The following is a 14,658-nucleotide window of genomic DNA, read 5'->3' on the forward strand; positions in this document are numbered from 1 at the left end:
GAATATGCAAAAACTAATCAAAGCCAATTTATACAGAAGCGAACTAATTCCTATTAGCGGAAAATTAGTAGAACGTTATAATAAATGTTTAGTAAAATTAGGTTTTACAAAAACCAAATTAACATCATTTTCTATAGACGGAATTGGTTGGAGTCCAGAAATTGCAGAAGAAAAGAGCGAGGTGTTTTATTTAAATAACGGGGAAGCAAATCCGCATGCAATAATAATTACACCATTGCAAAAAGGATTGCCAATTTACAATCCATTTCATTCTTTTGATGTAGAACTGATGAAATTAGTGTTTAGAACACATCAACAAAAAATTCAAAATATAACAAGAGATTCTGCACTTTGTATTGATTTTGATCAAAGTATTGATGTTTTTTACGAACCTTTAGATGTATTAAAATATCAAGATGTAGAAATCAAATTTCATTTAATAGATAATTTGCACAAAGCAAAAGAAGAACAATTAAAACTTATAGAAACTTTTCATAAAGACAATAATTTTATTGATGAAAACTTGCATCAAAAATTATTAAAATCAGCAAAAAAATATGGCGATTTAAGAGAAAGGGATATTAGTTTAGAGTCTATTATTTATACATCAGATTCATTTTATACCAAGGCGTTTGGGGGTGTCTATTTGTTGAGAAACTTTATAAAACCAATTCTTGTTTTCGAAAATCAAGAAGCTTATAAAGAAGCAATAAATGACACAACTTACGACGTGTTGATGTTTCATATAACACAACCAGAATTGGTTACACAATTAAGAGATCACGTAATTATTGAGTGTGATTTAACTAAGGAAGTTACCTCAAAAAGATACGAGCGAATTAAGAAATTTATTTTTGGAGAAGCTTTAAAAGAAACACAACATCCTGTAAATGATATTTTAAAGGATAAAATGTTATTTAAAAGTTATTTGAATAAGGTTGATATAAAAACACGAAAAAAAGTAATGAGTGTAGAACGATATTTGGAGAAAAAACAAATCAATCCAGATATTAAAATTAAAGATATTGTAGATGAAGAATTTTATTTTTCATTACACAAACCACATTCATCATTAAGACCAAATCATCAAGATTTAATTTGGAAACTGTTGATAAACATTGCTCCAAAAGATGTGTTGTTTTGGTATTGGTATGATAAAGAAAATTTTTATGCAAATTTTAAAAATTGGGAAGAATCAAAAAAAGATTGGGTTGTAGAAACTATTAGTAACAATTTCTAAAAAAAAAGACTAACTTTATAAGGACTTCAAAATTTAAAATTATGACATTAGAATTAATTGTATTTATAACCTCAATTTTATTTGGAGTTGTTATTTATTGGAGAGAATCTCAAGGAAATGGAATGTATCGTTTTTTTAATAAAATAATGAATTCTAAAGAGTTACAAATGAAATTAACAGATAAAAAAGGATTTGTTTATCAGCAATCATTTTTGTTAAGATTGGTATTTGTAACCTCTTTGTTTTTGATTGTAATTGTTATAACTCGCTTTTTAATACCTATTGATTTAGCAACAATTTCATTATTTGCATCCATGATTTTTGGAACATTGATAGGAACATATATCGCTAATTTTATTTTTAAATCTAGCGAAGTTATAGAAGAACAATCAGAGTCTTTTGAAGTAAAACTTGATGAAGTTCTAGAAAAAGGAAAAGACTTTATTGACGATTTACAAATCAAAGATGCTAAAGAAGAAGTAGCGATAAAAAAAGAAACACCAAAAACGGATAAAAAAAGTGCAAGAGAACGTCTAAAAGATAAAGGATTTTTGAAATAGAAGACCTTTATTTGGTTGTTATTAAAGAAAAAAAGTTTATTCGTGGCAAAATATTAAAAAAATGATAAAAACATATTGGAACAAAGGTTCAAAACAAAAGAAAAGAGTCATTATATTTAGTATAATATTGTTAGCATTATTATTCTTTTTAAGAGACGATTATCAACCTGTATTATTATTTATAAGAAAATTTATTTTTATTATTTTACTTTGTTTTACTGTTCTTTTCTTCGGATTAAGAAAGTTCAGAAAATCAGTAGGTGCAGGAAAAAGAATAGGAATTTTATTGCTATTAACCATGTTTTTTACACTTATTTATTTTGTAGGTTTTCATTACAATATGTATGATTATATGAAAACGTACAATGTTTATAACAATTTAAACCGTTATGAAATTGTAGAACTTCCGCTAACACAAAACGAAAGAATTCAACCATTAAGAAATATTTTTTCGATGGCAAATGAATCTGTAGGCGAAACCAAAGATGTTTCTTTACCGCATTTGGTAAGAGTTGATGGAAAAAACCAATGGACAATGGCAATTCAACCAACAGAAAAATATGTTTGGCAAGGTATTAAAGACAATACAGAAGAGGTTTTTTCTGTGTCAAGTACAACACCTTTTCCTCGTTTTTCATCAGAAAATAGAATTCCGGTTACATTCTCAATTGGTGAATCTTTAAAGTTTAGTAGAAATACGTATAATGCAGTTGTGCAACGTTTAAATCCTTGGATGTTATTCAACTACGAGCCAAGTGACACCTATTACATGAAAAACGACAAAGGAGCTTGGGTTGAGGTTGTAAGTTTAATAAAATGGAAAGGTTTCTTTTTTCCGTATCCAACTTTTGGTGGTGTGATGGTTATAGATAATGGCGAACACGATTTTAAAGATTATTTAGAAAGAATTACAATAGGAAAAGGAACCTATATTTCTCCTGAAGAAATGAAAAACTTTGCATATTTAACAAGACAAAATACGCTGGCAGAAAAAGTATCTCGATTGCAAGCAGAAAGTTTAAAGTTTTTAGCAGGTTTTTCTGATCCTTTACCTTGGAACATGAAAAGTGCAGTGAAAATCCCTATTGCTCCAAAAGATCAAAATGCACAACCTTATGTTACAGATTTCGATTTTTCAGACACAAAAACAGACGCATATAGTGGCTTATATCATTGGTTTGGTTTAGAGCCTGTTGGCGATGAAAGAACAAGTTTAAGTTACAGTGTTTTTATTCCTGCAGACGGAACAAATAAGTTTTATTATTACGATCATGCATCAAAAAAACAAGGTTATGCAGGCGTTTCTGCAATGCCATTAAAAGTAAAAGAATCTAAAAAAGAATACGATTGGAACTCAAATACACCCGTAGAATTTAGACCTTATATTAAAAATATTGCAGGTAGAAAACGTATGTTTTTTCTAGGAACAGTTTCTACAATTAGCAATAATAATCCAGAACAATTTGATGGTTCTGCAACGCCAGATTTAGCGTTGGTAGATAGTGAATATAGAGATGTTGTTTGGATAAATGCTAAAAAACCAAGTACTTGGAATGAGGAGTTGTACAATCAATTAAACGAAGCTTGGCGAACCAGTGAAGGAGCGAATGTGTATTTTGAAAAAGAGAAAACTATTTTAGAAAAAAATCAACAAATATTAGATTCTATTAAGTTAATTTCTAAGCAAGAAAAGAGTGTAAAAGAAATTCAACGTTTGCAACAACAAATAGATTCTATTAAATTTAATCAGTAATTTTTGTAGCTATTTCCAGCTTTTATTACTCGCTTTTTATTTCTGCTGATAAAAATCAGCAGAAATAAAAGAGCTCAAACATGCCATTCAATCAGGGCTAAACTTCTTTGAACTTTTTGTTATACATAAAATGAAATACTTCCTTGGATTTATTTTCCTTGGTAAATAGTTTTTTATTTTGTAAATTTGTATAGAATTTTAAAACATTCAAGATGAAAACTTATAAAAATATTTATTTCATTTCAACAGGATTATTATCATTGTTATTACTTTTTTCAGCGGGTATGTATTTCTTCAATCATGAAGAAGTAGCAAAAATGTTTACTCGTTTTGGCTATTCAACAGATATCATTTACCCGTATGCAGTAGCAAAAATAGTTGGTGTTATTGCTTTGTGGTATACAGGTAATAATACAGTTAAATTATTTGCTTATTTGGGCTTTTTTATTGCATTTACGCTAGCTATTATTGCGCATTTAACAATAAAAGATGGAGAACAAACAGCAGCAATAGTTGCAATGGTTTTATTAATAGCATCATATTTTTCAGATAAAAAAATTAGGTATGAAGAAGGTTAAAAATTCAGAAGTAATTTTATCAAATAAAAACTATTTAGCAGAAGCAAAAACAAGAAATCATTTTTTAACAATTGATGAACCTGTAGCTTCAGGAGGAGATGATAATGGTCCAACACCAGTAGAATATTTATTAACTGCAGTAGGAGGTTGCGTTTCTATCACTTTAAGAATGTATGCAGAAAGAAAAGGTTGGAATGTTGGTAAAATAACTGTAAATGTTTTTCAAAAAGAAGAGCAAACATCAGAAGGAATTAAAAAATGGTTAGAAGAAGATATTTCTTTCGAAAATGAAATTACAGAAGACCAAAAAAAAAGATTATTAGTAATTGCAGGTAAATGTCCTGTTGCCAAAATGGTAAAAGGAGAAACTGAAATTGTAAGCAGTATTCAGTAAAATTAGTTGGCAGTAACAGTTTTCGGTAATCAGTTTGCAGTTCCAGTATGTCAGTTCGATTGATTTTTCTTTTTTGAAAAATAGTATCGAGAACAATTTTTAAAAATAAAATAAGATGAAAAAAATATTAGCATTTGCAGGAAGTACAAGTTCTACTTCTATCAATAAAAAATTAGCAACATTTGCTGCAGAGAATTTACAAAACACCTCTTTTGATGTAATAGATTTAAGAGATTTTACAGCTCCAATTTTTAGTGAAGACGAAGAGAAAAATGGTTTTCCAGAAGACGTAAAGAAATTTACTTCTATATTAGATAATTATGATGGTTTTATTTTATCATTAGCAGAACATAATGGTTCTTACGCAGCAGCTTTTAAAAATATATTCGATTGGAGTTCTAGAATTGAAGGGAAAATTTTTAGAGACAAACCTGTATTGTTAATGGCAACTTCTCCTGGAGGAATGGGGGGTAAGTTTGTTTTAGCAGCAGCAGAACAAAGATTTCCAAGACAAGGAGCAAAAGAATTAATTACTTTTTCTTTACCTAGTTTTTATGATAATTTTAAAGATGATAAAATAGTTAATGAAGATTTATTATCATTATTAGTAGAACAAGTAAAGCAATTTGAAAACTTTGTAAATTTATAAAATATGAAAATAGTTTTATACGGAAAACAAGGACACGCTTATACAGTTGCATTTAAAAATTTTTTAAACTCAACAGATGTTCCTTATACATACAAAGATATTTCTAAAGATGCAGCAGCAAGAGAACATAGCAAAGAGTTATATAAGGGTGTTGCGAAATTTCCAACTTTGTTTGTAGATGACAAAGTTTATTTAACACCAACTACAGAAGAATTTAATAAAATAATGCAAGATTTAAGATTAAGAGCATAAATATGGGAGACATATCTAAAGACATAAATTCTAAGTTTGATAGCAATAAAGTAAAAGCTTTAATCAACATAAAATATACATCCAATTGGTTAAATAGTAAGGAAAATGAATTCTTTAAACCTTATGGAATTTCTCCACAACAATTTAATATTTTAAGAATTTTACGAGGAGCAAAAGATAAAATTAAGGTGCAAATTGTTAAAGATAGAATGATAGAAAGAGCGCCAAATGCAACGCGTTTAATGGATAAATTGTGTGATAAAAACTTAATTGAAAGAGAGCGTTGTGAAGCTGATAGAAGAGTCGTGTATGTTAGGATAACAAACCAAGGTTTAGAATTATTATCAACTATTGATGATAATAAAAACATTTCTTTTCTAGATAATTTATCTGATGAAGAAGCCGCAACATTAAGTAATTTGTTAGATAAAATTAGATAAAAAAAATTTGATTAAATATTTTCCTCGGAAAATAATAACTTCTTGATACAAAATTTTAGAAAAATGAATTTCACTGGAAGTGACAGATTGTTATTAAAAGTGGTTAAGAGTTAGAACGCACTGTCAGTTCGAGTAATTCCGGTTTTTTATCGGAATTGTATCGAGAAGAAATATTAAATAATATGAAAACACTTAAAACAATTCAACATAAAGTAGCAAGTCCTTTAGTAAATATGGGACCAATAAAATTGCGTCAACCATTGCCAACAGAAGGCATTGAAAATGTAGATCCGTTTTTATTATTACATCATTATGGACCTTATGCAATTTCAGAATTCAACAATCCGTTTGATTTAGGACCACATCCTCACAGAGGTTTTGAGCCAATAACATTACTTTTTAAAGGAGAGCAATTACACAGAGATTCTTTAGGAAATGAAATAATTGTAAAAGCTGGCGATGTTCAATGGACAACTGCTGGTCGTGGAATTATTCACGCAGAAGGACCAACCAAAGAATTTGTGAAAAAAGGTGGCGATTTAGAAGGAATTCAGTTGTGGTTAAATCTGCCAGCTAAAGATAAAATGATACCTCCAAATTATCAACATTTGGAAGAAAAGCAAATTCCAAAAATATTTTCTGATGACAAAAAAGCACAGTTAAATATTATTGCAGGAAATCAAAATAAAGAATCTGGTTTGATAAAAACGCAAACTGAAGTAAATGTTTTTACAGTAAATACAGAGGAAGGAGGAAAGCTAGAAATTGAAATTCCAGAAAACCATCAATCTTTAATTTATTTGTTAGAAGGTGAAGTTTTGGTAAATGCATCAGAAGTTTTAAAGAAAGGAGAAAACCAAATGATAACTTTTAATCAAGATGGAAATACAATCAAATTTGAAGCAAAAAAACAAAGTACTTTATTGATTTTATCAGGAGTACCAATTAATGAAAAAGTTACCCAATATGGACCTTATGTAATGAATACGCAAACAGAAATTTTAGAAGCAATGCGCGATTATCAACAAGGAAAAATGGGATATTTATATTAACAAGGGGTTTAAACCCCTTGTAGAAATAACAAATAATTTTTACAAAGAAATCTTTTCAATCCTTCTAATACCGTTTCTATTCATGATCACACGATAGCGATTAAATTCGATACCTTCTTCTGTGTAATATTTTTGAATAATATTTATATGGTATATTTTATTTGCAATTTTATTGTAAACTTCTCCTTTTTTTATCAAAATATATTCCTTTTTAGGATTGTCCATATATTGAATAAATCGATGAAAATTTAGACGTGTACTATCTGTTAAACCAATTATTTTCTCATCAGGTAAATCATTTCCAAATTTTTCTGGATAGATTTCAATTTTCTTTTTATATTGTATAACGTGCTCATTTAGAGATTCTGAATCACTTTTAACAATCAAATCTATTTGTCTATATTTTTTTATCTTTTCGTTTAATTTTTTATAAGGAGCAAATGAGAACACCTCTTTAATCGATCCTACTCTTTTACCCAAAGAATTGGTGATATTTATTTTATAATTATAAAAAAGGTTGTTAGATTTACTCATAAATAATGAACCAAAAAAACCTTTTATTCTATCTTTTAGCATATAACCTACTACAAGTGCTATGAAAAAAGGCAAGGTAAAATTACCATAAACTTGTTGATAATAAAAAGCAATTCCAGTTGAAAAAATCATGGCTAATCCTGCAGCCAGCGCTAATAATGTCTGTTCAAAAACAGCGCCATCTTTACGAATGTCTTGTTTTAAAAAGAAAACACTATCAATGTATTTTTTTAATTGATTACGTTTAAACAGCAATTCTTCTGGATTGATATTTTTATCTTTTGGCGAATCATAACCCTTTTGTTTTTTATAATTTTGCTCAGAATTAATTAAGTTTACAACCTTATTAAGAATAAGAGATTTAAATTTATTGTTTTGTAGATAAATGAACAATTTCATCAATTGCAACTCTACAACATTACTTATATGTTCATCAGCATAAAAAATGGCATTCTTATTTTTTTCTTTTATGGTTGATTCTTTTACCGTAAAAACAACATGACTTCTAAATTTTAATAAAATTGAATCTATTTTTTCTAAAAAACTCGTAATATCATCAGGTGATACTTCTTTTTTTCTGATTAAAGAATCTATTTCTTTACTGATTAAACTGCTTAAAGTTGCAGCAAACATTTTTACCTGTTCTTTATAATGCGTATTATTTTTAACAGATTCATCTTTGATAAATTTTTCTGTATTATTTATTAATTTTTTAAACAGAGAATCTTCTTCAATATTTATATCATTTAATGTGTATTTAGGAGCATCATATTTTAGAAATAATCGAACATCATTATAAAATTTTGTAGCAGGATAAGTTTTGCTGTTTATATTTAGAGTATCAGCAAAGAAAAGGTAGGTAATTGTAGTGTATTTAGATCTTTTCTTTTTAAAAATAGTATCGTAAGTTACATTAATTACTACTGAAAATTTATCATGTATTTCTATTTTACTTTTTATCACAGCATATTTTGTATTAAGGAATCATGTACTTAATTTAATGATATTTTAGATTCTTGTTTTCTCAGAATTACAAATTTAATCCAAATTTTGAAGCAAAATGTAGAGTAATTCTTTTCGATTAAAAAAGACCTAAACCATTAGGTGTAATTCCCAGCCATTTAAAATAAGTCATTGCCATAAGTATAGAGGTAATCCAAGCAATAATCTGCATTGTAAATCCAAATTTAAAAGCATCTGTCATACTATATTGATTTGTAGAATATAATAGCAATGCGGGTTTACTATTAAAAGGCAATGTATAAACATGCTCAATGAGTAAAGCAACAGGAAAAGCAAGACTCATAATTGGGTAATTAAATCGTGTGGCAATACCAATTGCTATTGGAATAAAAATCATGGCTCTCATGGTTTTTGATTGCATAAATAAAGCACTAAAAATCATCGCTGCTGTTAGCACAACATACAATATCCAAAAAGGTGTTTCTGCACCAAAACCTAGAGCATCAAAAGTAGCATTTACAGAAATTGACGGAAGGTCTGTAACTTTAAAAGCTGCTCCTAAAGTATAAGCACCAGCAGAGAACAATAATAAATGCCAAGGTATGTCTACATCGTTCCAACTTACAATTCCAATTTTTGGCATTAAAGCCACAATTGCTCCAACAAATGCAACTGCTGTAGGACTTATTCCATGCCATTTATCAGTTACCCAAAGCGTAAGAATACTTACAAATATGATAATGGATTTTATTTCATTAAAAGAAACTTTTCCAAGATCTTTCAAATCTTTTTTAAGGCTATCCATTCCACCAGGAATACTCGGTTTTTGATCTTCTTTTTTTATTGGGAAGATAATTTTAGTTCCAATTATCCAGGCAATAAGCATTAATCCAAGAGCAACAGGGAATGAGGCAATCATCCATTGAGAGAAAAATATATCACTACCAATTGCTCCTGCAATTAATGAAGCAGCTAATAAGTTAGCACCAGAACCTGTTAAAAAAGAACTAGCTCCCATATTATTTTGAAACAAATTTTGTAACAAAACATTACGCCCTACATTATTTTGATTTCCATTTGAAGCACCATAAATTGCGGCAACAACCATAAAAACGGGTAATAATATTGCAGCTTTTGCAGTAGTTGCTGAAATAAATAAAGACAAAACAAGATTAATAACTAAAAAACTTAAAATTACCGAAGAAGCACTTTTACCAAATTTAATAATAAACCAAAGCGCAAATCTTTTGGCAACACCTGTAGCAACCAACATGCTAGCCAAAACAAAAGACATAATGTTTAACCACATTACTTTATGTCCCAATTGCGCGTAAGCAACATCTTCTGGTAACACTTTTGTTAAAACTAGTGTGATTATTAATATTAAGGATGTTAAGTAATTTGGAATAGCTTCTGTTACCCAAAGAATTAATGAGGCTACAAAAATGGCAAGCATAGCTTTATTTGAAAATATAAAATTTTGTAACCCAATTTCCTTAAAATTACTTTTAGCACTTGAGCTTAAAGCAGATGTATCTAAATTATCTAAAAAAGGAATTTTTAGAACATACAGTATAAGTATAAAAGAGATGATTGCTAAAGGAGCTCCAATAATCATAAGAACTCGTTCGAACTTAGATTTCTCCCTTTTAGGAAGTTTTTCCATTCGATAGTTTTTCATATCTAATACATCAAATCCGTTTTGTTGTAATGCGCTCATTTGGCTATTTTTATTTTACTGTTAGTAACCTTTTTTTATTACCAGTTTTTATACGGATTTTTCATTAACATAGAGTTGTAATATTTTACATCTCCAGTAACTTCTTTGCCTAACCATGATGGTTTTTTAAAGTCTTCATCTTCAGAATTCAATTCAATTTCGGCAACTGTTAAACCTTTATTTTCACCATAAAATTCATCAACTTCAAAAGTATGAGTACCAGATTTTACGTTAAATCTTGTTTTATCAATAACTCCAGGTTCACTAATTTTTAATAAATCTTTGGCATCTTCAACAGATATTTCTTTTTCCCACTCAAAACGAGATGCTCCAGATTTATCTCCTATTCCTTTAATTGTGATAAAACCTTTATCACCTTTAATTCTTATTCTTACAGTTCTTTCTGGCACTGTTGATAAAAATCCTTGAACTATTTTAGTTTGACTAAAAGATTCTTTTTTAAAATCATCATTTTTAACCACAAACTTACGTTCTATTTCTCTATTTTTCATTTTTTATTAATTTGCTAACGGTTTATTTATCCAACCAATTATTCTTTTTATTACTTGTAAATAATTTATGTTTTCACAGCCTTCTAATTGGCAATCTACTATTGTCTTTTTGATGTCTTCTAGCTCTGTAGATTCCGAATTAATAGTTACTACTTTTGCGCCATTAATTAGTACATTTCCCACTTCACATAATGTATTGTTTACCATATATCCAAAACGTTGTTTTTTAACTTTAACGCTTTGAAGATCTTTATGAGCATCTATCATTGCTAAAAACTCTTTTAATGTATATGTATTTTTAGTTAATGAAGGCATTTCAACTTTAAACGCAGGAAAAACGTCATTTTCTAAAACTTCTTTAGAAATAGGAAATTCACTTTTCATTAATGGATTCCATTGCTCTAAACCATCAACCGTTTGAATGTAGGTTTTAATATCCATTTTTCCATCACGAATTTTGGTGTTATTAATATCGTTTGTTTTAGATAAAATATAAATTTCTTCTGATTTTCTTTCCCAAACTTTTTCTGGAATTGGTACTGATAATCTTGCCATTCTTTTGGATGAATTATCAAAATTTTGCCCGAATGTTCTAAACTCAAAACGAGGTTTAGATATTTCGCCTATTTTCATTTCTGATGTTGCCATATTTTTTTCTTATTTTGGTAATAAACTATTACTTTCTATATCCGAAGATTTTAAACTTTAAATTTTTATAAACACTACTAGAAGAGTTACCACTTATTATTGTTTTTTTTAATACTGATATTTTATCAGCTTACAACTTTCATTATAAGCTGATAAAATATACTAGTTATTGAACATTATAAACATTCCAAAGTGAAGGATCTGCTTTAAAAGCATCAGATTCATCTGTTGTTCCACCACCAGGAGTATTATCTAATGACATTGCACCAGTATTTGAATAATAATATTCTGCAGTATCTGTAGCAATACGAATGTAGAATGAAACTTTTGCTCCAGTTTGACTTAATGATTCGCTAGCATCAGATAAAACATCTTTCAAATTTATTGTAACCCCTGTTTGTGTAAAAGAAGCATCATCTTCACCAGATACTTTATTTGCTTTAATATAAACAGGAGAATCTCCAACTGCAAAATACACTCTAGCTTCGTTAATTGTCTCTGTGCTAGTATAGGCTAAAACTAAATTAATATCAGTTTCTGGAACTGGGTTTGTAGGAAAAGTAATACTTGTTAAAGGTCCTTGAGTTGAATTAATAGTAGTTTCTACAACAGCATCATAGGTAATTGCTTCTACAGTATAACTTGGCCAAGTAGTACCTAAATCATGATTAAAGTCACTAATAACAATATCATCTGTATTCTTTTCTTCTTTCGGATAATAGGTTTTAGTGTCATCAATATATTCTACTCTTAAATAATAACGAATTACATCATCAGTATTTTGAGCAGGAATTACACCAGTAAAAATGTCTCCGTTTTTTGTTAATTCAACTTTCGTTTTATCGTCATTAACATCATCTTGTAATTGTCCAGGAAGTAAGTAATACAATCTAATTTCACTAACTTGTTCAGGATAATATGGTGATGCAGTAAATGTAACTTCTTCTCTATAACCTGCTTTTGCACCTTCGAATGTTAATTCTTTTAAACCTCCTTCAACAAGAAATTCGGCTGGTGAATTACTTCCATCTTCTGGATAATATGAAGTCATTCCTGTAATATCTGTAGCAACTACGTAATAACTAACTAAATCTCCAACTTTTGATGTAGGAACTGATGTTTTGTATTCACCATCAACCAAGGCCATTTCAATAGATTGTACACCTCCATTTACTAAATAAACTAATTTTACAGATGCAATACCATTGGCATCAGAAGCTGTAACTTCATAAACTTCGGTAAATTCTGTTAAAGGTTCTGCTATTAGTACAGGAGGATTATTAACATTGCTATTTGCAACTCCTTTTGAAGCACTTTGTACAGTCCAAATTTCTCCTCCATCAATTTCTCTTCCATAAGTTAAGCCAATTTGACTAGCCATATCTGGCGTTGTAATTTGATCAATTAATTCTCCACTAGCATTGTAAAGTGTTATTTCTTCTCCTCCTGATGAAATTTTAAAGTTTGTAGAAACATTGGAAACGTTAGAATCATCACAATCAAAAGTAACATAACTTCCAGATTCAATTGTAAGATTATCAATTATCCATTCTTGACTTGTGTCTGTTAATTTAAATCCTGATAAATCTACACTTGTTGTACCTTCATTATAAAGTTCAATCCAATCTGGCGAACCTGTAGACATTATTTCATTTAATTTTATGGTCGAAGTAGCAACATCAGGTAAATCTCCTTCATACACCGCGTCTTCTACACAGCTGGTTGCACTAAAAAGCACAAATAATAAGCTGTATAGTATGTAATTATAATTTTTCATTTTATATTGTTTTAGGTTTTGTTATTAAAAGTCTAGTTCAATTCTAAATTGTAATTGTCCATAGTCATCACCACCTTTACCTTCTGCGTCTACAACTTTAGTAGGATCTTTTGTTAGATCTCCATTGATATCAGAACCTACAAATAGTTTTCCTTTTCCATTAGCATATCTATCATGATCTAAATACGAGTAGTCAAGCATAAATTTAACATTGTAATTAAAGTGGTAGTTTAAACCTAAAGTATAAGCATTTGCGCTACCTCCATAAATTTCTGCATTTTGATCGTTAAGATCTATGTAATCAAAACGGAATGCTGCTTCAAGTTCTCCCTTTTTACTTCCTAAAGAAACTTGAGTAAATTCACCTTCATTTTTATTATAATTATATTTTCCTCCACTTAATAAAATTCCTGCTTGTGCATAAAAACCATTTAAATTTACATTTGATAAACCATTTGTTCTAGAAATATCATTTCCTATATATTCTGATTGAAACATCATGTTTTTATAAGCACCAGCTAATTCTACGTTATAAATAGTATTGTTTTCTACATTTAAAATATCGTCTGTATCTAAATATTTTTTACGGTTTACATTAGAAATTGATCTTGTACTAAATCTATAGCTATTTGGCACTTCAAGATCTGTTTTTGGTGTTCTGTAGGATGCAGCTACACCAATATGAATTACCTTATCAGCATCCAAAATAGGTCTAAAAACTGCTCTACCCGTAAACGAATAACCTTCATCTGTACCATAATCTTTATTTGCATCTTGACTCCATTCAACTTCTTCAAATGAACCTTGATTATTAAAATGTACACCTCCAGATAATAAATATGTATCTTTTATATAATTTGCTTGAAAACCTAGTTGACGAGAAGGTGCAAATTTTGACATTAATGAACGCTCAATAAAATTAACATATCTAGATGTTGTAGTTGTCTCCATAGAAAAACTTTCTCTAAAGTGACCCGCTTTAATATTAAGATCTCCAGCATCAGTTGTGTATTTAATGTATGCATCTTTAATTTCTGTTGCTGATCCAGAAAAATCGAAATCAATTTCACCATACCAATTTTTATGCATTATAACTTTCATCGCTACACGGGCACGTCTTATAGTAACTCCGTTTCCAATAGGATTATATGCATCTTTATCAAAGAACATACCTCCATCAAAATACACCCGATTATCAAACCAAAATTTATAATTTTTATCTTTTGACTCGAATGTTAATATGCTGTTTCTAGCTTCAGTATTTAATTCTACAGCCTCAACTTCTTGTCCGTATTGATTTAATGTAACAACTTCGTCGTTGTTTTGAGCAAATGATCCTATACTTAATAACATCATTGCGACTAATAAAATGTAAAGTTTATTTTTCATTTTTAATTAATTTTGCTGTTTTTATAACTTTCTACCTTTAATAGTGTACCTTTTTTTAATGCTTATTAGCACTACTAAATTTATAGACTAATCATATTTACCACAATGATGTAGGTCAGTGTGATTCTCTATTAAATTATTGATCATTGTCATTACGCATCTTAAAAAGTAGTTTATGTGTTTTTTGATTTTTATAA

15 protein-coding genes are annotated in these 14,658 nt (G+C 28.9%); 9 read left to right on the forward strand and 6 right to left on the reverse strand.

What is annotated here, in order from left to right; all coding sequences use genetic code 11:
- Window positions 1-4: 4 nt before the first annotated feature.
- From BLT70_RS04505 to BLT70_RS04545, 9 genes are all read left to right on the forward strand, one after another.
- The gene (locus tag BLT70_RS04505; protein ID WP_091892089.1) at window positions 5-1,240 is read left to right on the forward strand and encodes a DUF6638 family protein; all 1,236 of its coding nucleotides are present in this window, start codon (window positions 5-7) and stop codon (window positions 1,238-1,240) included.
- 41 nt (window positions 1,241-1,281) lie between these two features.
- A complete protein-coding gene (locus BLT70_RS04510) occupies window positions 1,282-1,800 on the forward strand; it encodes a hypothetical protein (protein ID WP_091892091.1) in 519 nt (172 codons plus the stop codon).
- Window positions 1,801-1,861: 61 nt separating this feature from the next.
- Window positions 1,862-3,553, forward strand: coding sequence for a hypothetical protein (locus tag BLT70_RS04515; protein WP_091892093.1), 1,692 nt, complete (start codon window positions 1,862-1,864; stop codon window positions 3,551-3,553).
- A 212-nt stretch (window positions 3,554-3,765) separates the two neighbouring features.
- Window positions 3,766-4,131 carry a DoxX family protein gene (locus BLT70_RS04520; RefSeq protein ID WP_091892095.1) on the forward strand — a complete coding sequence of 122 codons (366 nt, stop codon included), beginning with the start codon at window positions 3,766-3,768 and terminating at the stop codon, window positions 4,129-4,131.
- Window positions 4,118-4,525 carry an OsmC family protein gene (locus BLT70_RS04525; protein WP_091892097.1) on the forward strand — a complete coding sequence of 136 codons (408 nt, stop codon included), beginning with the start codon at window positions 4,118-4,120 and terminating at the stop codon, window positions 4,523-4,525. Before BLT70_RS04520 ends, BLT70_RS04525 begins: the two co-directional genes overlap by 14 nt.
- Before the next feature lie 115 nt (window positions 4,526-4,640).
- The gene (locus BLT70_RS04530) at window positions 4,641-5,174 is read left to right on the forward strand and encodes an NADPH-dependent FMN reductase (protein WP_091892099.1); all 534 of its coding nucleotides are present in this window, start codon (window positions 4,641-4,643) and stop codon (window positions 5,172-5,174) included.
- Window positions 5,175-5,177: 3 nt separating this feature from the next.
- Window positions 5,178-5,426: a glutaredoxin domain-containing protein gene (locus tag BLT70_RS04535; RefSeq protein ID WP_091892101.1), complete on the forward strand. Its 249-nt coding sequence runs from the start codon at window positions 5,178-5,180 to the stop codon at window positions 5,424-5,426.
- A gap of 2 nt (window positions 5,427-5,428) precedes the next feature.
- On the forward strand, window positions 5,429-5,866 hold the full coding sequence (locus tag BLT70_RS04540) for a MarR family winged helix-turn-helix transcriptional regulator (RefSeq protein ID WP_091892102.1): 438 nt from the start codon (window positions 5,429-5,431) through the stop codon (window positions 5,864-5,866).
- Window positions 5,867-6,048: 182 nt separating this feature from the next.
- Window positions 6,049-6,918 (forward strand): pirin family protein, encoded by an 870-nt coding sequence (locus BLT70_RS04545; RefSeq protein WP_091892104.1) that lies wholly within the window; start codon window positions 6,049-6,051, stop codon window positions 6,916-6,918.
- A gap of 39 nt (window positions 6,919-6,957) precedes the next feature.
- Here the strand turns inward: BLT70_RS04545 and BLT70_RS04550 are convergent, their stop codons facing one another.
- From BLT70_RS04550 to BLT70_RS04575, 6 genes are all read right to left on the reverse strand, one after another.
- Window positions 6,958-8,415, reverse strand: coding sequence for a hypothetical protein (locus tag BLT70_RS04550; RefSeq protein WP_091892106.1), 1,458 nt, complete (start codon window positions 8,413-8,415; stop codon window positions 6,958-6,960).
- A gap of 118 nt (window positions 8,416-8,533) precedes the next feature.
- Window positions 8,534-10,135 (reverse strand): SLC13 family permease, encoded by a 1,602-nt coding sequence (locus BLT70_RS04555; RefSeq protein ID WP_091892108.1) that lies wholly within the window; start codon window positions 10,133-10,135, stop codon window positions 8,534-8,536.
- Between the two features lie 38 nt (window positions 10,136-10,173).
- Window positions 10,174-10,647: a CYTH domain-containing protein gene (locus tag BLT70_RS04560; RefSeq protein ID WP_091892109.1), complete on the reverse strand. Its 474-nt coding sequence runs from the start codon at window positions 10,645-10,647 to the stop codon at window positions 10,174-10,176.
- A 6-nt stretch (window positions 10,648-10,653) separates the two neighbouring features.
- On the reverse strand, window positions 10,654-11,295 hold the full coding sequence (locus BLT70_RS04565; protein WP_091892111.1) for a hypothetical protein: 642 nt from the start codon (window positions 11,293-11,295) through the stop codon (window positions 10,654-10,656).
- A gap of 166 nt (window positions 11,296-11,461) precedes the next feature.
- Window positions 11,462-13,072 carry a lamin tail domain-containing protein gene (locus BLT70_RS04570; protein ID WP_091892113.1) on the reverse strand — a complete coding sequence of 537 codons (1,611 nt, stop codon included), beginning with the start codon at window positions 13,070-13,072 and terminating at the stop codon, window positions 11,462-11,464.
- A 24-nt stretch (window positions 13,073-13,096) separates the two neighbouring features.
- A complete protein-coding gene (locus BLT70_RS04575; protein ID WP_091892115.1) occupies window positions 13,097-14,461 on the reverse strand; it encodes an OprO/OprP family phosphate-selective porin in 1,365 nt (454 codons plus the stop codon).
- Between the last annotated feature and the right edge of the window lie 197 nt (window positions 14,462-14,658).

The organism is Polaribacter sp. KT25b (assembly GCF_900105145.1).
Classification (GTDB): domain Bacteria; phylum Bacteroidota; class Bacteroidia; order Flavobacteriales; family Flavobacteriaceae; genus Polaribacter.

Bases quoted from the DNA above. Each gene is read 5' to 3' on its own strand.
- BLT70_RS04515 (WP_091892093.1), top strand. From the start codon at position 1,862: ATGATAAAAACATATTGGAACAAAGGTTCAAAACAAAAGAAAAGAGTC.
- BLT70_RS04510 (WP_091892091.1), top strand. From the start codon at position 1,282: ATGACATTAGAATTAATTGTATTTATAACCTCAATTTTATTTGGAGTT.
- BLT70_RS04545 (WP_091892104.1), top strand. From the start codon at position 6,049: ATGAAAACACTTAAAACAATTCAACATAAAGTAGCAAGTCCTTTAGTA.
- BLT70_RS04575 (WP_091892115.1), bottom strand. From the start codon at position 14,461: ATGAAAAATAAACTTTACATTTTATTAGTCGCAATGATGTTATTAAGT.
- BLT70_RS04540 (WP_091892102.1), top strand. From the start codon at position 5,429: ATGGGAGACATATCTAAAGACATAAATTCTAAGTTTGATAGCAATAAA.
- BLT70_RS04520 (WP_091892095.1), top strand. From the start codon at position 3,766: ATGAAAACTTATAAAAATATTTATTTCATTTCAACAGGATTATTATCA.
- BLT70_RS04560 (WP_091892109.1), bottom strand. From the start codon at position 10,647: ATGAAAAATAGAGAAATAGAACGTAAGTTTGTGGTTAAAAATGATGAT.
- BLT70_RS04555 (WP_091892108.1), bottom strand. From the start codon at position 10,135: ATGAGCGCATTACAACAAAACGGATTTGATGTATTAGATATGAAAAAC.
- BLT70_RS04535 (WP_091892101.1), top strand. From the start codon at position 5,178: ATGAAAATAGTTTTATACGGAAAACAAGGACACGCTTATACAGTTGCA.
- BLT70_RS04565 (WP_091892111.1), bottom strand. From the start codon at position 11,295: ATGGCAACATCAGAAATGAAAATAGGCGAAATATCTAAACCTCGTTTT.
- BLT70_RS04525 (WP_091892097.1), top strand. From the start codon at position 4,118: ATGAAGAAGGTTAAAAATTCAGAAGTAATTTTATCAAATAAAAACTAT.
- BLT70_RS04530 (WP_091892099.1), top strand. From the start codon at position 4,641: ATGAAAAAAATATTAGCATTTGCAGGAAGTACAAGTTCTACTTCTATC.
- BLT70_RS04505 (WP_091892089.1), top strand. From the start codon at position 5: ATGCAAAAACTAATCAAAGCCAATTTATACAGAAGCGAACTAATTCCT.
- BLT70_RS04570 (WP_091892113.1), bottom strand. From the start codon at position 13,072: ATGAAAAATTATAATTACATACTATACAGCTTATTATTTGTGCTTTTT.